This window comes from Halorientalis pallida (assembly GCF_049605515.1).
GTDB classification, from domain to species: Archaea; Halobacteriota; Halobacteria; order Halobacteriales; family Haloarculaceae; genus Halorientalis; species Halorientalis pallida_A.
Window position 1 is genome coordinate 193,602 of sequence record NZ_CP187156.1, and the last position, 19,162, is coordinate 212,763.

Annotated in this window: 18 protein-coding genes; 17 read left to right on the plus strand and 1 reads right to left on the minus strand. The window is 54.5% G+C overall.

The window, feature by feature from the left end; genetic code table 11:
• Positions 1-180 precede the first annotated feature (180 nt).
• A complete protein-coding gene (locus ACOZ4N_RS00790) occupies positions 181-1,044 on the plus strand; it encodes a hypothetical protein (RefSeq protein ID WP_424016166.1) in 864 nt (287 codons plus the stop codon).
• 105 nt (positions 1,045-1,149) lie between these two features.
• Here the strand turns inward: ACOZ4N_RS00790 and ACOZ4N_RS00795 are convergent, their stop codons facing one another.
• Positions 1,150-4,617, minus strand: coding sequence for a hypothetical protein (locus ACOZ4N_RS00795; RefSeq protein ID WP_424016167.1), 3,468 nt, complete (start codon positions 4,615-4,617; stop codon positions 1,150-1,152).
• Positions 4,618-5,175: 558 nt separating this feature from the next.
• On the opposite strand from ACOZ4N_RS00795, the gene ACOZ4N_RS00800 reads away from it, so the two are divergent.
• From ACOZ4N_RS00800 to ACOZ4N_RS00875, 16 genes are all read left to right on the plus strand, one after another.
• Positions 5,176-6,291, plus strand: coding sequence for a hypothetical protein (locus tag ACOZ4N_RS00800; RefSeq protein ID WP_424016168.1), 1,116 nt, complete (start codon positions 5,176-5,178; stop codon positions 6,289-6,291).
• Between the two features lie 183 nt (positions 6,292-6,474).
• A complete protein-coding gene (locus tag ACOZ4N_RS00805; RefSeq protein ID WP_424016169.1) occupies positions 6,475-7,035 on the plus strand; it encodes a hypothetical protein in 561 nt (186 codons plus the stop codon).
• Between the two features lie 752 nt (positions 7,036-7,787).
• Positions 7,788-8,354: a hypothetical protein gene (locus ACOZ4N_RS00810; protein WP_424016170.1), complete on the plus strand. Its 567-nt coding sequence runs from the start codon at positions 7,788-7,790 to the stop codon at positions 8,352-8,354.
• A 153-nt stretch (positions 8,355-8,507) separates the two neighbouring features.
• Positions 8,508-8,825 carry a hypothetical protein gene (locus ACOZ4N_RS00815; RefSeq protein ID WP_424016171.1) on the plus strand — a complete coding sequence of 106 codons (318 nt, stop codon included), beginning with the start codon at positions 8,508-8,510 and terminating at the stop codon, positions 8,823-8,825.
• An 11-nt stretch (positions 8,826-8,836) separates the two neighbouring features.
• On the plus strand, positions 8,837-9,154 hold the full coding sequence (locus ACOZ4N_RS00820; RefSeq protein WP_424016172.1) for a hypothetical protein: 318 nt from the start codon (positions 8,837-8,839) through the stop codon (positions 9,152-9,154).
• Entirely contained in the window at positions 9,145-9,366 is a 222-nt protein-coding gene (locus tag ACOZ4N_RS00825) for a hypothetical protein (RefSeq protein WP_424016173.1), read from the plus strand. Before ACOZ4N_RS00820 ends, ACOZ4N_RS00825 begins: the two co-directional genes overlap by 10 nt.
• A complete protein-coding gene (locus ACOZ4N_RS00830; protein WP_424016174.1) occupies positions 9,363-9,581 on the plus strand; it encodes a hypothetical protein in 219 nt (72 codons plus the stop codon). Before ACOZ4N_RS00825 ends, ACOZ4N_RS00830 begins: the two co-directional genes overlap by 4 nt.
• A gap of 336 nt (positions 9,582-9,917) precedes the next feature.
• Positions 9,918-10,142: a hypothetical protein gene (locus tag ACOZ4N_RS00835; protein ID WP_424016175.1), complete on the plus strand. Its 225-nt coding sequence runs from the start codon at positions 9,918-9,920 to the stop codon at positions 10,140-10,142.
• Positions 10,143-10,217: 75 nt separating this feature from the next.
• Complete coding sequence (locus tag ACOZ4N_RS00840; RefSeq protein WP_424016176.1) at positions 10,218-11,042, plus strand: hypothetical protein; 825 nt, start codon at positions 10,218-10,220, stop codon at positions 11,040-11,042.
• Between the two features lie 99 nt (positions 11,043-11,141).
• Entirely contained in the window at positions 11,142-11,576 is a 435-nt protein-coding gene (locus ACOZ4N_RS00845) for a hypothetical protein (protein WP_424016177.1), read from the plus strand.
• Between the two features lie 1,220 nt (positions 11,577-12,796).
• Entirely contained in the window at positions 12,797-13,612 is an 816-nt protein-coding gene (locus tag ACOZ4N_RS00850; RefSeq protein ID WP_424016178.1) for an N-6 DNA methylase, read from the plus strand.
• Between the two features lie 153 nt (positions 13,613-13,765).
• Positions 13,766-14,341: a hypothetical protein gene (locus ACOZ4N_RS00855; RefSeq protein ID WP_424016179.1), complete on the plus strand. Its 576-nt coding sequence runs from the start codon at positions 13,766-13,768 to the stop codon at positions 14,339-14,341.
• Complete coding sequence (locus ACOZ4N_RS00860) at positions 14,338-14,574, plus strand: hypothetical protein (protein WP_424016180.1); 237 nt, start codon at positions 14,338-14,340, stop codon at positions 14,572-14,574. Before ACOZ4N_RS00855 ends, ACOZ4N_RS00860 begins: the two co-directional genes overlap by 4 nt.
• Before the next feature lie 109 nt (positions 14,575-14,683).
• Complete coding sequence (locus ACOZ4N_RS00865) at positions 14,684-15,751, plus strand: hypothetical protein (protein ID WP_424016181.1); 1,068 nt, start codon at positions 14,684-14,686, stop codon at positions 15,749-15,751.
• 945 nt (positions 15,752-16,696) lie between these two features.
• Complete coding sequence (locus ACOZ4N_RS00870) at positions 16,697-17,935, plus strand: Cdc6/Cdc18 family protein (RefSeq protein ID WP_424016182.1); 1,239 nt, start codon at positions 16,697-16,699, stop codon at positions 17,933-17,935.
• A gap of 169 nt (positions 17,936-18,104) precedes the next feature.
• The gene (locus tag ACOZ4N_RS00875) at positions 18,105-19,160 is read left to right on the plus strand and encodes a metallophosphoesterase family protein (RefSeq protein ID WP_424016183.1); all 1,056 of its coding nucleotides are present in this window, start codon (positions 18,105-18,107) and stop codon (positions 19,158-19,160) included.
• Positions 19,161-19,162: the final 2 nt, after the last annotated feature.

The window sequence follows — 19,162 nt, forward strand, 5'->3', positions numbered from 1 at the left end:
CGAGGATCATTTCAGCCATATTCTACGCATCGACAGTAGGCTCAGGGGAGATCAGGCGCCTTGAGACAGCCACCATCCATCGTCAAGTCGCCAAACGCTTTCACGACACAAAGGGCTCAAGACCAGCTGATTTTTCGATAAAAAAATTATTTCCGTTGTTGCATCAAACGTATCAATCGCATGTCGATACTAATACGAGTCTTCGTCTTTCTTCTTTTGGCTTGGCTCGTCGTATATTGGGTCCGTCGATACAGTTTCGGTGCTATCGATCGACTGCGGATCGGATTCGGGCTTGCACGGACATCGCTGGAAACGATCGGTCAGGCGTCGGGACCGCGTATCAAACTCGAAGGGACGGTTGTCCAACCCGCAACAAAGGTCACCGACCCGGTCACACGGACAGACTGCGTTGCCTACCAGTACAAACTCACGGGGGTGGATCTCATACGTAATCGATTCGATCAGGATCAGTTCCTCGTCCACGGAAGTATGTCGTCGTTCGTTATCGAAGACGGAACGGGTAGAGTGACCGTAACTCCCACCGGGAAGACGAGATTGTCAGCCTCTCGATACAACAGGCAGACGGTTCGAGCATACCGGGCAGGCGCTGTCCCTGACTCGCTTACAGCGGAACTCGACGAGTTGCCACAACGGCTGTTCGAGAATTCAGACCGACTGGACTGGCTCGAGGAAACGGAGACGGACGAAGAATCCGTGGTCGAGACGTATCGGTCGATGAACGGACCTGACCCCCATGAGCGAGTCGAGCATTACACCACCGGACTTACAGCCTTCACTCGCTGGCTGAAATGTGAGGTACAGTATCTACAATCGGACGATACAATTCGTGTATACGGCCCCGTGAGTGCCGTCAACGAGAGTGAGGCTTCAGCGGCGCTCGACGAAGGAGCGGTCCTGCTCTCGAATCGGCCCTGGCCAATTCTCACCATCTCGTTCATCGGCCGCGGGGTGTACATGTCACTCATGGCTATCGCGTTCGTCGCGCTCTATAGCTTCGGAGTCTACCTGAATTTTCTCGCCTGAGATGACAGCAGATGACGGGCTTAATGATCGCGCACCGATGACCCTTGCCCAGTGTCCAATGTGAAAAAAAGAGACCCGGCAGCAGTGAGTGAGATCCGATTTCAATCAGGGATTCGGATCAGGGTTTTCGACCCAGGCGGTGCCATTCCACTCGTAGACGTTCGGTCCGCTCTGAGCGTATAGGCCCAGTATCCAGCCCCGGTCGTGATTGGCGACGAGTCGAAGTTGATCTATTCCGTATTCACCACTCGGTTCGTATGTGGTGATTGCTCCGTCGCGGTTTCCATTTTCAATCGCGTTTTTGATGAGTTCTTTCAGTTCAGAAGTCGACATCTCATTTGGGAGTGTCTTCGAGGATCGGGAGCTTCCAGCCGGAACGGTTTCGCCGGATGGGAAGAACTTCGTTATCCCGTCTGGCTGTCGTTCTCCGGTGTAGTGGCGCTCTTTTATATGAGTCCAACGAGAGTCGAGGAGTAGGTACACCTCGTCGGAGAGTGCTCCATCTGGCCAGATGTACGCTCGCTCTATCTCACCGGTTTCCATACCGCGTGGTAACGAGTTCTTGAGCTTGACTAACTGACCCCCACGCTCTGTGATACGGGCAAGGTTTTTGAAGTCCTCAGCACCCTGTCCGGCTCTGATAATCCGTCTGAGCATTATTTTGTTGAATTCGTCAGACCGTTTCGGGCCGATTATTTCGTACTTCTGCATGGTTTCGAGCAACCAATCAACGGTCCGACGGTCCGCTCGCTTGGCCCAGCCTGCGAACGTATCTGCGGTTTTGACCGTATCCCCACCAGCTGGGACCGCACCTGCGATGTCGAATATGATTGCGTTCCAATCGTCCTGGCGGGCGTGGCCAATAGCGTCTCGGACATCGGCGAGGGGGAGCGCCCCACCACCGACTTCACCGATAACGAAGTACGGCGTGTCATAATAGTCACTGGACACTGCTCCGTCAGCCTCACCGAAAGCGCCCAGAATTGCACCGTCAAGCATCGCACGTCCTTTATCCGCGTTACTCAGCCTCTCGATCTCGTACGGGTCATGCGGATTGAAGTCCTCGTGGTCGTCAAGTCCGTCCCCATCAGTGTCACTCCGCATGGGGTTTGTATCCATCTGACGCTCGGTATAGTCAGTCAGTTGGTCGTCGTCACTGTTCCTGGTCGTCGGATCGCTCTGGAGCCTGAAGTACCGCTGTCCCGGATTGTTCGGGTTCTGAACGAACTGTCCAATCGCTACTTCCTGGCCGTCGGTGAGTCCGTCGCCATCAGTGTCGGGATTCGATTTATTAGTTTGAACGCGCCCCCATCCCGTGGGTATCCCTCGTTCTTCGATGAAGTCAGGTAATCCATCACCGTCGGTGTCGGTAATGTTGTTATTCGTGAATGTGACCTTGGTGATAACTCGGTGGATTTTGAGGTCAGTCTTATCAAGCGACCCAAGGTTACACGAAGTCGCATCCCGGAACTGTAGTCGCGGTTCGTTGATGAATCCGAAATTGAAACTTCCGTTTTCGATGCCAGCCTGGACTGTCACTGAACCACTAGCGGGGTCTGGTGTTGTGGTTGCCGGTAGCACCTTTTCACTCCCGTAGGTTGGTCCATTGACAACATCATAATCTAGTTTCGAGCCATTTTCACGGATATAGAAGTTAGTTTCGTGGACGCCGTAGTCTTCGGATTGTGTCCTGGTATAATCGAAGCTGATTGTCGTCTGCGATCCGTTACTGAAGCCGTAATTCCAATCCGCCTGCGTACGATAACAGCCGAATGAACTCAGCTGTAGGCTTCCGCCGGACACGCCGACGGAACCACGGTCATTGATTGGATCGCCGAAACCATCACCATCCGGATCGGTCGAACGGCCAGAGAAAGACCAATTGCTGTTGAGACTGCCGCTCTCGAAGGAACTAACGTAAACTGGGATCGTCCACGTCTCACCATTGTCTTTTGTTTCAGCGGTTGGTCCGGTAACCCTCTCGTTCCACCTTCGACTGTCCATTGCCGTATAAGTCGAGAAATGTGAAACGTTCGCTGACACAGTGTTGTTGACTTTGTCAACGTTGGATTCCACGGCGACGAAAGTCTGGAGCGTCTCGTTATACCGATATATCGAGACATCCGCCTCGCTCCCGGACACGGCTAATTCGTTGTACGGGAGCGTGATAGTGGCGTTGTCGAACCTACTTTGATTCTCGAACTTGATAGGCGACGTGACCATCGAGTCTCCGGCTGCCCCGAGATCAAGCATCGGCCGCGAGCCGTTCTTGATGGTTACGTTCCCGGCGACAGTTCCTGGCCCTCGTACCGTTGCGGTCGCATTGAGTGTGGTGTTCGTAGTTTTTGTCGAGACTTCTTCCTCGCCATCGGGTATTCCGTCACCATCGGTATCGGAATTCGTTGGGTTGGTCGGGAACGTATTTGAAGCTTCAATGCCATCTTTGATGCCGTCATTGTCGGTATCCGGATCGGAAACATTCGTTCCGATTGCCAACTCACGGTCGTCATCAAGACCATCATCGTCGGTATCTCGCCTCTGTGGGTCTGAACCAATGTTCAATTCCTTCGCTGTCGTCAGTGAGTCACCGTCATGATCCTCACTTCCATCTGAGACACCATTGTCATTAGAGTCAGCCTGTGTTGGGTCTGTGTACGATTGAGTCGCCTCATATCCGCTGGGGAGGCCGTCGTCGTCTTCGTCAGCGTCGAAGGGATCCAATCCGAGTCGCATCTCCCGCCCGACGGGAATCCCGTCACCATCGATATCCTCCAGTCCGTCCTCGACACCGTCACCAGCCTCGTTCGACTGTGTCGAGGAGGCGTCACTGTCGTTGTCGAGCGGATCGAACCCGAGTTCGGTCTCGTTGCCGTCCCACAACCCGTCACCGTCCGTGTCCACGAGCGTCGCGTTCGTCCCGAGGTCGCGTTCCCGGGCGTCGGTCAGTCCGTCACCGTCCGTGTCCACATCCGAATTCAGCGATGCGTTCCGGACTGTGATGGAATACTGGAAGGTCTGGTTCGCCCCACCGAGCACGATAACCGTGTAGGGAGCCGTCTTCGGTGCGGTGACGTTGACCAGCGAGGCGTTCCCAGGGGTGTATGTGCTCTCGATCAGGCCAATGTCATCCTCAGTGCTCCCGAGGAACAGCCGAATATTCGAGTCACTGGTCGCGTTGGCGACGACATCGATCCGATCACCCGCGGAGAGCCCGAAGTTGATCGGTTCCGCGTATCCGTCGAACCCCTGTGGTTCGATATCGCTGGCATCGATCTTGCTCCGGCGTGTTTCGCCGACCTCGATCGTCCTGAGATCGGTTGTCCCGTTTACTTCCTCGCCACCCTGGATAGCTGCCGAGACATTGACTGGGTAAGACTCTTTGTCCGTAAAGTGCGTTTCAGTCGTTACTTCTGCAACGATGTTTCCAAATTCTGCTTTCTCTGTCGTCTGTATTGATACGCCTGTCGCGGCTGCGGGTTGTACCGCCACTATTCCGGTCATCAAAATAGTAACTAGTAGTGCTGCCAACCCGGTTGAGTACAGTAACTTGCGATATATATCTAAAGCCTTCATTGTACCTTCCTAAGTTTCTATAATTTTGACTGTTTATATAATATTACTGGTTTAGTTAATTAATTCTAACTACGAAGTAACGAGACAGGGCTTGGCGACGGGAGCGGGGGCTCCCATACTTACTGCGGGTATAGCGGATTTACGATGGCTGCTTTCGCCTGATCGACAAGCAATAGTTGCGTGAGATTGCGTTCTGGTACGACGATGACTCTTACACAGCCAAACCGCCCTGGGCTCTCGAGAACGCGCCAGAACAAGCACGAGAATCGGACGCCCCCTTCACTGTGACGCTAGATCGGGTCTGACAGTCGTCCAGCGCCTGTTTGTCCACACCTGTTGGGTCGGAAATTTTGTCAATTTCCAGTTACGATTCAGCAGAGACCTAATAAGCCAGAATTGTACTCTGTCTTCGCTTGTTCGTCGCTATCACCAACTACGAATGCAGAAATAATCCAGAAAGCACCATCACGATTTGAGAATTTTCATGATATAATTTGGATAAAAAATAAAACCAATATCTTTAAGTTACAAACAATATGGGATTAATTTGAAGTTACAATGCCAAGAGAACTTGCGGTTGGAGAAACTGTTCGTCTGGATCAAACCACTCGACGCCGGTTTCTCAAAATGTTGGGGATCGGGTCAGTTGGTATCACAGGGCTTCAAGCTGCTCTAGAAAATGCTTATGGCGAAGAGCCAGAAGGTGTTCCACTGGTCTTGACCAAGGATAGACAAGGCCAACCAGAAAAAGTGAAAATAATCGAAGAAGAACGTCATAATAAAATTCAAAAATACAAAAGATTCTCAAATAAAGTACGCAGTGAGAAGATCGGTAGAATGAGCCTCAAATCCAGATCCGACAGCAGAGGTGATCTGAAAATAAAGGTGACGATGTCCAAACGCAAAAATCCAGATAAAGGGAAAAACCCGTCAATCAATTCATTGGAGAAATCTATTCAGAATAATAAGCCAGACCAGATTCCGGTAGAAATTAACAAGAAAGTAATTGATGGAAAAAAACATGCTTGCGGGAGTCGAGGTGACGACCGCTCTACTATGGAGGGTGGGATTGGAATTAGTACCTACCCTTCCTCAACAAGTGGCACACTCGGTCTAGTTTGTTATGGAGATGGGACAAATACGCTCGATAATGTTCTGATCACTGCCGATCACGTAATGGAGGGTGATTCAGATATGTATCAAGTAGATTCGACTTCTGTAGGGTCATTTTCTGCAAGAGATCAAAGTGAGGATATTACTGCGTACGAATTTAATTGGGACTCCGATGTTACACTGGATAATGGGGGTGTTCTGGGTGCCCCGGATGTTACGGGTACTTGGACTTGGGACGGACTATTGGAGTACACGATTACAGGAACTATTGATGTTACCCTATCTGGGAGGTCAAGTTGTACTGAAGATAATATGGTAACAGATGTGGCCACTAATGGGTATCACGCTGAACACCAAGTCAATATGAATTCTGCAGTGGGCCAATCGGGTGATTCAGGCGGGCCTTGGGTTGATGATGATGGAAAATTGGTAGCCTTCCACAGTGGGGTTGTTCATATTAAGGAATCAATCTTTGGAACTATATTAGATAAATGGGATGCTGGTCCTGCCGCTGAAAAGGCGCTTGAGGCAGTTGGTGCTCAATTGCAACAACCAATATAAGGACAATAAGTTCACTGAACCAAAATATATATATATATCCGATCATAAATTATCATAAACAAGCCCAGTCTTGTACCAGTTTGTAAATTTAATTAGAAATATAGGAACAAAAGAATTAACTGAACTGTGTAACTCGATTTAATCGAGTGAAGAGTGATCAAGAGTATATCTGCTCTGGGAAATATGTGTCAAAAGATCATAACTGCAAAACGTAGTGTTCTCCTTCTAATAATTGTCGTACTTCTATCAAGTATTGGGTTTTGGTTCTATTCCGGATTAGACCAAGATCATTCAGACAGTTTACCGAGTGGAGTGAATTCTGTTGATTTTGACGAAGGTCAGAATAGCACAACTCGAATTGGTGAAAATACTCCCCCCAATAGACCTCCAATTGTTAATTTTCAAGAAAAAAATGAAACCATATATGTAGAGGGGGTTTTAACGTATGGTTCAAGCACTTGCAACAATATATCTATTAAAGATATCAGGTACGATAAGAAGAGTGGCATGTTAAACCTCGACATTGGTTGGACAAAAGAGGAAGATGATTCTGGTGGATTTACTAGCTCTTGCACTGATGATCTAGCTAGTAAGCCATATTCAGTGTCCATACAATTTGAATCCAAAGTTCCCAGTGTCGTCGAAATCACGGAATTCCATTATGAGCCGGTCAAAAATGACAACACTCGTACCGTCTCCACAAGAGTAAAAAATAGTGACTTGAGAAACAGCACCCGTGAGTGAAGATTTTTAGCTAGCACGGTGGTAACGACTACTGAGAAACAATTGCCGGTCCTCATCTCTCCTTGAGGAAAATTATTCATTGTGACGACCGGCCTCATCTGCTGGAGCAAGATCTGCAACTCATTCAGATCGCACAAATGTAGAAAAACACGTAGTATAAAAATATTACAAATTTCTTTATATTATTTAGTGTTCATATCTCATCAAACCATAACGTTATAAATCCTGCAGCTAAGTACAAATTCTGCATTTAGCACGCCAGTAGGTACCTATCACCAGTTTAGCGGATAATGATCACAAGAAATCGACTGAATCCAGTAGCCGCGACAGTACGGCGAGTTTGTCTCCCTCTGCAGGCTGGAAGGATGTCAGACCGATCCGACACACCACCATGTCCGCAATGTTTTGCACCGATGGAACTGTGCAATCCGAGCCACGAGAAAACGTTCTGGACCTGCCCAGTGGATCACGACCCACCAGCCGTGGCCCTACCGAGTGAGAACATCGACTACGCAGCCACGCTGGCCCGCGTCCGCCTGCTCGATACTTTCGACACCCAGGGGTCGATCCGTTCAGCGGGCCGCTGAGCGAGACACCAGCCCCGCCGATACTGTTCAGTTCGATGGTCCTCGAGCGGCTCCAGTATATCTTCGAGCACAAACAGCTCCGGGAACGCAAGGACCACCACGGCGAGGACGCATATCAGTCCTCGCGAACGCCAAGCGATCAGCGACACCTTGGACAGTTTACCGATGTCTAAGGAAATATCCAAGACCGCAGACGCCGACCACTGCCAATTCTGTGGGACCGTCGACGCTCGGTTCTTCGGCAGCGCCTACACCTACGTGCGCTGGCCTGCCGACGTCGCCCACGAAGAGGGGGTGTATGACTTCGCGATCTGCGACGACTGTGCGCTGTCGACGCGCGACAACGAGTCGGTCGCCGCCGACCAGTTCCGGCCCGGTGATCGTGACTACCTCCGGACCTGTGATATCTGTGGCGCTGTTGGCTGCCGCTCCGCCAGCATCCGCGGCTGGGCCAACGGGAAACCAGACGGCGCTCGCGACGACCGAACCTACCGGATCCAGAGCGTCCTCGGCTGGACCGTCGAGATCGCCAGCTTCGAAGGAGGAACCTGCTCCTGTATCGAATGCAGCCCAATCCAGCCAGTGGACTGTGTCCGCCGGCCCGACCGCAAGTACGACGACGACGCGACCGTCCTCGTTACCCCGCCGTTCGAGCAGGACGGCTCTGTCTCAAGCAAGGACTTGGACAACGAACACCGACAGGCCCAGATCGATACTTGGACACCTCCATAGCGACTCCAGTAGGAACTGATGGTCCGCAGTCTTAACCAACAGTCGAGCTACTGTCTCCGTAAAATCGGGGATACCGCCAGATGTGTTGGTTAAAAACTCTGCCCCCCGCTCGCTCGCCAGCGTCAGTTTGTGTCCTCCGGGGCGGGTGAGAGCATGTCTTTCCAGATCGAAGCACCCAGCAGCCAGCTGCGTGCGCTCGAACAGTTCATGGCCACCGGCTCCCAGCCCGACAGCCACCAGATCCACCGCTCAGTCATGGAGCAGGTCAGCGCTGACAATTCGGTGGAGACGATCCGTGACCACGTCCTCAAGACGCTTTGCCGGCAGGTCCCCAGCCTCGGCGTAGCCGACCTCCACGACCTCCGGGTGAGTCTCGACGTGGACGTTGACGCCGACAGGCCCGTCGACGCGCAGATCACGGCTGTCCTCCAGGCGGCCGTCGAGATGCTCGACGAGTGGGACCATCTCTGAGGAGGCAACCGATGTCTGAGAACTTCACCCTCGGCGATTTCGGGGCTGGCGGTCAGCGCTCGCGAGCCGGCGACACTCGGATCGATATCGAACAGCGGGCCAAAGAGGCCACCGCCGGCGAGTGGGAATATCTCGTCCACACCGAGAACCGGATCGGCTGGCATATTCCGGATGACACGGCAACACTCGCACTTCACCGAGGCGAGACTGGGACGACCCTGAAGCGAGGCTCCCGAATCGTCGGCACCGAAGACACGCTCGTTGCCGGCTTTAAGTTGGCCGCCGCGTACATGCGGGACCATCCGGAGGGAGAATCGCGATGGTCCTGATCGAACGCGACGAGTGGCCGGTGATCGAGCGCCAGCGCGTCGACGATGCCCTCCGGCGAGCGCGCTGGTGGCAGACCGTCGAGCCGCACAAGTCCGCTTTCTGGCGCGTGTTCGACAGCACACTCCTCGCGCATTATCCAGAGTGTCGTTTCAAACAGGGCCAGCAAGTCACACTCGAGGACTTCGGGGAGAACGGAGGTGCCTCAGCGTGACCGACGACGAAGATCGCGATGCAATCCTTGACCAGCTCCCTCCGGAGAAACTGTTGTCGGCGACAAATCCGGGATTGATCCGGGCAGGGATCCAGTGTATGTATTCTTTAACAACGGTGAAGCAGTACGTAGCCTACGAAAATACCCATCAGAATCGGGCGGCGATTCTCGGACAGCTCCGGCTACGGGCGAGCGAACTCCGGCAACAAGACTGAATTCACGGTCTCGCCCTCAGTTTGTTCCGCCAAGGGGGTGCGGCGAATCAGAATTATGTCTCAGGAATCCACGACACGGACCGAACAGTCGTCCCCAACGGACACCCTCGGTACCGAGATAGAGGAGAATAGAGCCCGGATCGTGTTCGATCCCGAAGCACCCCCTTGGTTTCGAACGCTTCTGCAAGAACAACTCGACAGGGCGGATCTGCTAACGACGAGCCGCCGATCCACCGACGGAGAGATAGTCGAGGTCCGACTCGATCTCGATACCTAGCGAGTGTTTGTCCTCCCCGCAACAGCGAGGGTGCCCCAAAGGCACCCGACAGACCAACTATGATGTTACTAATCGAACACCCGAGTGCAACGTGTCCCGAGTGTAACGAGCCACTGCTGTACGGAACCAAAAAAGAAGCCAGCGGCTGGAAAGTGTACTACGAGTGTAGCGCCCAGTGTGGGTTCGAGGAGACGGTCGGGCGGATCCCAATGTCCGACGTTGACCATCACGACGAAGTCGACCGGAAAGCCGAGGAGATGGGAGAGCGCTACACAGACGATTGAGTCCGCCGTCGCCGACAGTTTTTGTACCCCAGATGGGGTGAGGGTCGTGCCCGAGAGCGCGGCCCGCTCGTACCCATGTCCGTCGATGAATCCACATCCGCAAGTCCAGAAACCGACCAGCAGCCCACCCAGCAGTGCGCCCTCTGCGACGCATCGCTCGAGCGCAGTTCCCAACACCTCGCGGACAATCGCGAGACGCTTGTCTACACCTGTCCCGACTGCCGGATCGGCGCAAAGGCCGTCGTCCAGCAGTCCGGCGCGCCCAGTGAACGCTGTCAGCGCCGTCTCGACAGTCTTCAGGGGAACGCGATGGACGGCCTGTCCGTGTATCGACTGGCCGCCTTCGTGACTGACGAGTTCCCTGCAGGTCAGTACACAGTCACCCGGACCGGCGAACACACATTCGAGATTGCCCTGCCCGAACCAGCCACCCAGTGGGACATCCTCCGCCTCGTGGATCGGCTGTCAGTCGGGCCTCTCGACGCCGAGGCCGACAACCACCGCGTTATCGTCCGGGATACGCGCTGGACTGACGCGCCGTCGGAGGCAGTCACTGATGGGGGCGTGGTCCAGGCTCGGATTGCAGATGGGACTGTTCCCGATCCCGCCGACGATCCATTCGCCGTCGCCGACGACGACGATCCACGCACCAAGCGGGCCAAGCGCGAGGAGATCGACGTCTCGTTTCAGAAGAAACCCGGTGTGTACGAAGTCCACTCTGCCTCGGGAAGCTACTACGACGTCGACGTGGTGAAGAAACAGTGTACCTGCCCCGACTTCGAGCAGACCTGCAGCGATCCAGACACGCCCGTCGACAAGTGCAAGCACCTCCGGCGGGTCGCCATCGAGATCGAGGCCGGCACTGTGCCTCGGCCTGACGGGACACTCCCCGACAGATAGGGTGTCCGAGGAAGTACGAATAGGAGAGAAGAGCGCGCCCTCCTGTGTTGGATCTCCCCGCAGCGTGTGCGGGAGTCGTCCTCTCGAGAGAGTCAACCAATGTCAATCGACGATTCAACCAGTCGCGAGGACCACGTACAGCTCCACTTCGATCAGCACGGCGCCCCTGTCTGTCCCACGGTCACCGATCCGGATCGGACGGCACCCTGGACGGATCTGAGGTGCGACATTCCGAACAGCCTTTCAGAAACGCGCCAAGTATCCCTCGCTGAGTGCATCCTCGTCGAACTTAAGCATGAACCGGTCGCCGTTCGGCTGGCATTCAGGGACGAGTGGACGCTGTTCTTCCACTCAGAGTTCGCCAGTGGCGACCACAGTGAGGAGTTCGTCCGGCACCGGCTGACCTCGGCGACGGGCCAGCAGACTGTCGCGATGCTACGGGCAGACGTTCGTGATCAACTGCTCACCTACCTGAGCCGCTCGGAATCCGCTGGGTGGGGGTCGATGACTGTCCGGCCACTATCGAGGCTATAGTTCTCTGTCGACGGGGATTTATGAGCTCAATGCCGCACGATCTGAATCACCAATTATGAGATGATTCTCTTATTACTTGCTGCATACAGAGGTTTAGTTCAGCATCTCGTTTATTCCTCCAGTTCCGGTCGAACAAATCAGTTGCTCAGTGTAAGATTCCAATCTACCAATCGGTAAAATGTCAAAATACCCTGCTACATCTCACCCGATCTTTATTCCGCACTCTACCTTATAAGAATGATAATGCCGCTATTGGAAACGGCTGGTGCAGCGCTCGCAGGTGGGATTGGTGGGGGACTCATAACCGTAGTGGCACAGCAAATCCTCCGACGACGCAACGCACCACAACTTACTCTTGACTGGTACAGCAATCAAGGCGACTCACCCGCTATCATATCTCGCACCTTAGATAAACAAGAGACCCGATTAGACAACGTTCAGGATACCGAGACACGACACGAAGTAAAGGACATACATCTGCTTCTTGGGAACGCCGGAAGGACCCCAGCACGAGAGTGTCAGGTCAAAGCCGAGATCTACGAAGGCGGCTCCAGAAACCCCCAACCAGTTAGACTTGGAACTAGAATCAATCCACCTATTCTGTACAAAGGTCTTCCCAAGGGTGAGCGAATTCGTGAACGCACCACTCCATTTCAGGTGAACCGTAACGACCACGTGCTTGTAGACCTTCTCCGTCTCTCCTACCAAGAGGTAGCGGACGAAAGTGCCAGCAGAACAGAGGTAAGAGATACGTCGCTACACACTTTGGCATCTTTCAGAAAGATTGAGTTTTCTCCCGGCACGAAATATACTGTCCAAGTTACGGTCACGGCCGCCAATGCCAAACCGGCCCGGTTTGGCTTTACTCTCCAGTGGGACGGTGGTGCTTCCGAGCAAGCCCTCCGTGATGGAATTACTGAAATAGAACCAGATACCGTATATCTCTAATCGATATCGCTTCGAGTTACATTGCTTTCAAAAGCGCAGGGAGTAGAGTTTAATGGGTATGTAGGATAGGAAGGTGGCTAAGATAATCCAAATGACAACTACGGGGTTAAACTAGCGATCAACTCGTAATTTTGGCCGTGCAAGACATGCGCCCTCTATTCAGCAGGCCGATTCTGTCAGGTAGTGTTCATTGACCTTCCAAGTACGTTGCCAACATTCGGAGAGATTAGCGTTCGCTCTCAGTCAGTTTGTCTCGCTCTCCGGGTGCGAGCATGGCGTCACCACAAGTTGACACCGACCCGATTGTCTCGGTTCTCAACCAGATCCAGCAGCGCGGCCACAGCGCCTACACTGTCTTCAAGGACTGGGTCGACCTCATACTGTTGGCCCTCCAGCGCCGCGACGATCCGTACCTAGAGATCGTCGACGACTACAACGAGCCCCGGGATATGGACCACCCCCGGGGTGAACGGACGGTCGACCTCTTCGCCAACGCCTTCGGCCAGCTCCAGAAGCAGATGTCCGAGACCAACGCCGACGTGCTTGGCGCTGTGTACGAGGAGTACGGCATGAGCAGCAACAATTTCGGCCAGCACTTCACGCCGCATTCGGTCTGTGAGGCGATGTTCGAGATCACTCACACCGTCGACGGCCAGCCCCGAGACGACGGCACCCAGCAGGCTGTCACCGACCCGGCCTGTGGGAGCGGGCGGATGCTGTTGTGCGGTGGCCGGAGACTTCCAGAGGCAGTCTTCGTCGGCCAGGACAAAGACCCGCTGTGCGCGAAAATGACCGCATTGAACCTCTGCTTCTTCAATCTCAACGGGTATGCGATCCTCGGGGACTCACTCACACTCGAGTATCGTCGCGTCTGGCAGACGACCCACTCCCCTCGGGGCGGCGCTGTTCGCGAACTCGACGACGAACAGATTCAGACTCTCCGAGACAACCTCGCTCCGGAGGACGACACCGACGCGTCCGAGGAGAGGTCAGGACCCGCAAAACCGGTCGCTAAAACAGGCTCGGTCCCCGACGACACTGCGACCGAACAGCAGTCGCTCACCGTGTTCCAGACGGACGATATCTAATCATACAACCACATATCCTAAACACCCCACGTTTCTGCTGTAAATATCCGAATTTCAGCCGTTAGAGAAGTAAATAGCATCTTTTACAAATCGACAACGGAGTGTCTCAACCCCTCGTTTGTGTCCCCCATCTGACTGGAGGACTCAAAGAAAATGAGCTCCGAAGCATCCGACCCTTCGACCGATGCGACAGCACAGCAGTCCAAACCGACGACCGCGGACCCGACACTGACGGTCGTCGCGACCGGGCCAGCGACGTTCACCCGACAGGTCAGTGGCGACGACAATGCAGATATTCTCGCCGAACACGACACCATTGAACTCACCATCGAGCGGAAACTGCAATCGGCCAACGACTTCCAGACAGTGATCGATCCGATGTTCGACGGGAACGGCCCGACCGTCTGCAAACTCCGCGTCATCGAGGACCTAATCTATGACCATGCGATGGACGGATACGAACGCGCCGGGTGCAAAGACGACTTGTCGCTGGAGATCACCGGGACCACCGCCGACTGGAAACAGCTGAGTCTCGATCTCGTTCCCGACCTCCACCGAAGTAGCACTGACGAGGGTGCAGCAGTCAGGCGACTCTGGAACCTCGCTGCCGACGGTGTGACCAACGACGGTGCCGTCCTCGCTGCGCTCGATCTCGTCGACCAGCACGACATCGACACCCGTCGCGAGAAACTGACCGATCTGCTGACCGACGGGGGTGACGGCACGTGATCGATCCCATTGCCCTTGTTGTTCTCAAGAACAACGCAGTCGTAACCACGCCGGACGGAGACATCGAGGCAGAGCAGGTCGCCGTCCACGAGTTCAGCCGTGCGGATGCCCGCAATCTCCGCGTTCAGACTGATGAGGGTGACGTGTATATCCGGCGCGTCGATATCGACCACGTCGTCGACCTTCGCACTGACGAGTATCGCCCGCGACAACTCGAATCCTTCTTCGACTGAGCCCGCCGTTCGTACTGGGCAGATTTTCTCTCCCTCTCGAGCAAACGGAATGTATCCTGACACTCAACAAAAACTAAGAGTCCCGTCGACGTACTCTCTTTTCGACTCGATGTCTGATAAGAATCCTCTCTACGACGAAGACGAACCTCGCGGAACGATCTACTCTGACTCGACTGGCGACCCACATGCAGAGCCGGACGAACACGATCCAGCTAGCGGCTACTATCCCGATCGGAAAGACCAACGCAAGCGGTACAACCGCCACACCTGCCAAGACTGCGATCGGGAGATCCCGGATACCCACGACCGCTGTGGGCTCTGTGCCCGGAAAGCGGGTGAGATGATGGATCGCCCGTGGTCCCAGGATGATAAGACCAAGACTGCGAGTGACCAGGCGACTCCTGACTGGACGTTCGGCCGGGTGGTCTTTGCGGTCGTTCAGGCATCAACGCGCTACGAAGCGCTCGCGCTTGGCACCTCGGCATTCAGCCTCGCAGATGCTGATGCACTGGTTGGTGATGCGAACGCTGGGTACGCCGATGTGAAGCCAGTGGCCGACTTCGAGAGTTCGCCGGCGAGGCACCTCACAGCTGGCTGGGGCGATGTCGTCGACGTCGCGCCCCTCGACAGCGATGATGGGCAGCGACTCTTCGAGGCGGCTCTCAAGCGGACAGTCCAGGACTTGGGAGCAAACACCCATCTCTATCTGACCGAGGGTGACCCGCTCGGGACTCAGGACGACGTCGAAGAACTTCGAGCGCAGAATGCAGACGGTGATGAGCAGTACTGGCTTGTGCCGGGCATTGTTCGCCGCTACAATTCAGGCCCCGATCGAGCAATCCCTGAGTCCGAGCCAGAGATCCTCCACTGTCGACAATGTGAGGAGGATACGGATCATCGGTACACCGGAAAGTCAACGTTGGAGGGAGTACGCGGACGGCCGGTGTGGGTCTGTGCAAAGTGTAACACGCCACGGTTCGGGCACGAACCAGGCGATTCCAAACCGGACGAGGTGATCGAGGACTTCCTTGACGGCTGGCAGGACGGTCGAGCCGAGCTTCACGATCGGATGATGCGTTCCTACTACGACGACCACGGAAGATATCCTTGGAAGAAGGGATCAAGCCCCGAGGCCTCCCGTTTCTACGACATAAAATGTCCTCGAGATGTCGAGTAAGGTTCTGTGGTAGTATACCTGTTTGTTGGAACACACACACCCAGTTTGGAGTTATAGTCATTCCATAGGAGTGTGACCAGCAACGCCGGGATCACGGTTTAGGCGTCTGGGTTCCACACATCTCTCTTTCTAGAAAGACTAGACTAGAAGAGACACACCCAGTTTGGAGTTATACACCCTGAAGTTTGGCTGTTTTGAGACCCCTCCCTCCCTCTCAGAACCCTATAACTCCAAACTGGGTGTCTGTCTGGGTGGCGTATCCATCTTGTTCCTGATATATTCTGGTACGTGATGTCTTGATCCGTCTTCTTAACTCCTGGGTTGAACGCTAATCTCATTATAACTTCAAACCAGGTGTCTGTGCCGGTTTTCTCACTCTATAAGTACAACTTCGGTGTACTGTCCACTCGCTCCTTCAGCTGATCGGTCCTACATCGGTTGGTGTGCGGATGGGAAGTCGGTACAGTCCTTCAGCTGATCCCACTCTCCTGTCTGTTTCCGAAGCAGCAACGCCCATCGCTACTGCCCCTCTTTTACTAGTGATGGTAGATTCAGGAGACTGGCTGACTCGTTCTCTGATCGTTGCTCTTAATCATCGATATCTCCCTTGGTGACTCTGCAGTATAACTCCAAATAGGGTGTCTCGTGGGTATCGAACAAGTTGGTCTATAACTCCAAACTGGGTGTTGCCGCGGTTAATAATCGGGTCTGCCTATAACTCCAAACTGGGTGTCTCTTGGTAAGCGGACAAGTCCGTCTATAAGTCCAAATAGGGTGTCCCCGATTTTCAGCCGTTCCGGTGGCTTAACTCCAAATTACGTGTCTTCGGGCAGGGTTGGAGTTATCACCAACTCCGGGATTTTCCAGGAATTACAGCATTTAACGGGTGTTATAACTCCAAGTCCGGTGTGTACTTTTATGTGCTTGGCGTTTGGAGAGGGGAGTATGACCTCCGACTCGGGCGGGGATTACGACCCCGAGACACTCTTCGATACATCCCGGAACAATCGCCAGCAGATATACAACAATCGGGAACTGGTAGATACGAATCACGTCCCCGCTGCTGACAAGATTGTCGGCCGGAAGGAGGAAATCCAGCGCCTAGCAAACGTAGTTAGTCCACTCATCGACGGGCAGCCCACGAACTCCGTCCTCATATACGGAAAGACCGGGACCGGGAAATCGCTCGTCGCTAAACACATCATGCAACGGTTGGAGATCGAGGCTGAACAGAGGCCGACTGATATCGGGACTGCTTATGTCAACTGTGGTTCTGCCAATGGTACCACTCGCGCGGTGCGGAATATCGGCGCATCATTGGCTCCAGAGGTGAGTTCGGTATCGTTCCCAACCCGTGGCCTCTCGACTGATGAATACTTCGAGCGAATATGGGAGGTCGTTAATACCCACTACGACAGCGTCATCATCACTGTCGACGAAGTCGATATGCTTCGTGACGATAGTCCGTTGATGGTACTTTCTCGAGCTGGCGAGACAGGTGTCGCTGACGTGCCTATCTCAATTATTGCCATCTCAAACAAGATCAATTATCGCGACCAGATGGACGAACGGACAAAGAGTTCCTTCGGTCATCGGGAGTTCGTGTTCGACCCTTACGACGCTGCCCAGCTTCGAGAAATACTTGAACACCGCCGAGAGGCCTTCCAGGAGAATGTTCTTGGAGATGCAGTAATTCCGCGGATCGCCGCGTTGGCTGCGAAAGAACACGGAGATGCACGTAAAGGCGTGAATCTCCTGTTCTACCTCGGGGAACATGCCGTTGAGGAGGGATACGACAAGATCACGGAGGAAATGATCGACGACGTGCGCGAACTCGCTGACGCCGAACGTCTCAATAGCCTCATCAGTGGCCTCCCGAGTCACGCTCGACTGATCATTGTCGCTTTGGCGGCGCTCACCAAAGGCGATGAGGGCACTGACCAGTGGTTCCGCACCTCAGATATTTTCGACACATATGAAATCTATTGTGAGCGCGAAGGGGCAGACCCGCTCTCGGGCGAACGACGTCGACAGATACTCGATGAGCTTTCCTTTCTAGAAATCACTGAGGCGAAGACTAATCACGGTGGCAAGAACGTCGGCACCTACAAGGAACACCGACTAATGTACGATCCCGATGTTGTCGAACACGTGTATGAAGCTACTGACCCGACGATGCTGTGAGAAGTGAGGATCGTACGGAAGAACGCCTGCGAGGTACTCGGCTATCTCTGCAACCGGGCATATATCGTGTTGCCCCTGCTGCAAAATCACCGGGTCGAGTCGTGAGTGGGAGCCGGTATTCGTTTCGGGTTAACTATATCAGCGAGCGGACAGTGGATGGAGGGGAACGATGACGAAGATCCTCCACACGGCCGACGTCCATCTCAGGTCGAATCGTCCCGAGCGACGGGACGCACTCGCGGCGGTGCTCTCCCTAGCTGCCGACGAGGCCGTCGACGTGGTCACAATCGGTGGCGACCTCTTCGATCGGCCGGAAGATGTTGAGGAGCTGCGGACCGACCTCCGGAACGATCTGTTTCGGGACCGTTCATTCGAAGTCCTGCTGATACCCGGTAACCACGATGTGGCCGCCTATCGTGAGAACATCCTGTTCGGCGACTCGTGTATCGTCATGCTCGACGAACCGTTCGAACACTGGACGAGTCCCGAGGGCGATGTCCGCGTTACCGGCGTCCCATACCGCGAACGACCGGACGACAAGTTCCTCCTGGCCCTGAAGGACCGTGAGCCGTTCGATGGAACCGAGGTCCTCCTGCTGCACTGCAGTCTGGATGCGCCGTTTGAGGACATCGAGACCGGCGCCGAGGAGACGGGCCGATACTTCCCGGTGACCGAGACGCTGCTCGCCGATCTCGGCTTCGACTACTATCTGGCCGGCCACTACCATGGCCCAAACGTTGTCTCGGTCGGTGACGACGCGACGTTCACGTACCCAGGAACCCCGGCATCGACCAGCGAGTCCGAGACCGGCCGGCGGATCGTGAGCCTGCTCGATCCGACCGACGGAATCCGGACCATACCGCTGGACACGTTCCACTACGCCCTGAAATCGGTGACGGTCACGCCGGGGTCAGAGCAGACTATTATCGAGACCCTCGAGAAGTGGGCCGACAGACACGCCGTCGATTCGACCGATGCAACGGTAACCGTCGACGGGTTCATCGCGATGGACGAAACAACGTTCGATGAGCGGCTGTCAGAAGCCGTCAAGCCAGCGACAGTCCGCAACGAGACCCGTAATGTCGGCCAGCTCCAGTCACACCCGCTCTACCAGTCGTTTGAAACCGAACTCGCAGAAATGGAGTGGGACGATGAAACCAGGGATGCCGTCCGCCAGCGCACGCTCGAAGTCTTCAGCACGCTGGACGCAGGGGGTGCCATCTAAGA

What these genes read in the sequence shown, in the direction of transcription:
- ACOZ4N_RS00790 (WP_424016166.1), top strand. Translation starts at nt 181, where the DNA reads ATGTCGATACTAATACGAGTCTTCGTCTTTCTTCTTTTGGCTTGGCTC.
- ACOZ4N_RS00795 (WP_424016167.1), bottom strand. Translation starts at nt 4,617, where the DNA reads ATGAAGGCTTTAGATATATATCGCAAGTTACTGTACTCAACCGGGTTG.
- ACOZ4N_RS00800 (WP_424016168.1), top strand. Translation starts at nt 5,176, where the DNA reads ATGCCAAGAGAACTTGCGGTTGGAGAAACTGTTCGTCTGGATCAAACC.
- ACOZ4N_RS00805 (WP_424016169.1), top strand. Translation starts at nt 6,475, where the DNA reads ATGTGTCAAAAGATCATAACTGCAAAACGTAGTGTTCTCCTTCTAATA.
- ACOZ4N_RS00810 (WP_424016170.1), top strand. Translation starts at nt 7,788, where the DNA reads ATGTCTAAGGAAATATCCAAGACCGCAGACGCCGACCACTGCCAATTC.
- ACOZ4N_RS00815 (WP_424016171.1), top strand. Translation starts at nt 8,508, where the DNA reads ATGTCTTTCCAGATCGAAGCACCCAGCAGCCAGCTGCGTGCGCTCGAA.
- ACOZ4N_RS00820 (WP_424016172.1), top strand. Translation starts at nt 8,837, where the DNA reads ATGTCTGAGAACTTCACCCTCGGCGATTTCGGGGCTGGCGGTCAGCGC.
- ACOZ4N_RS00825 (WP_424016173.1), top strand. Translation starts at nt 9,145, where the DNA reads ATGGTCCTGATCGAACGCGACGAGTGGCCGGTGATCGAGCGCCAGCGC.
- ACOZ4N_RS00835 (WP_424016175.1), top strand. Translation starts at nt 9,918, where the DNA reads ATGATGTTACTAATCGAACACCCGAGTGCAACGTGTCCCGAGTGTAAC.
- ACOZ4N_RS00840 (WP_424016176.1), top strand. Translation starts at nt 10,218, where the DNA reads ATGTCCGTCGATGAATCCACATCCGCAAGTCCAGAAACCGACCAGCAG.
- ACOZ4N_RS00845 (WP_424016177.1), top strand. Translation starts at nt 11,142, where the DNA reads ATGTCAATCGACGATTCAACCAGTCGCGAGGACCACGTACAGCTCCAC.
- ACOZ4N_RS00850 (WP_424016178.1), top strand. Translation starts at nt 12,797, where the DNA reads ATGGCGTCACCACAAGTTGACACCGACCCGATTGTCTCGGTTCTCAAC.
- ACOZ4N_RS00855 (WP_424016179.1), top strand. Translation starts at nt 13,766, where the DNA reads ATGAGCTCCGAAGCATCCGACCCTTCGACCGATGCGACAGCACAGCAG.
- ACOZ4N_RS00865 (WP_424016181.1), top strand. Translation starts at nt 14,684, where the DNA reads ATGTCTGATAAGAATCCTCTCTACGACGAAGACGAACCTCGCGGAACG.
- ACOZ4N_RS00870 (WP_424016182.1), top strand. Translation starts at nt 16,697, where the DNA reads ATGACCTCCGACTCGGGCGGGGATTACGACCCCGAGACACTCTTCGAT.
- ACOZ4N_RS00875 (WP_424016183.1), top strand. Translation starts at nt 18,105, where the DNA reads ATGACGAAGATCCTCCACACGGCCGACGTCCATCTCAGGTCGAATCGT.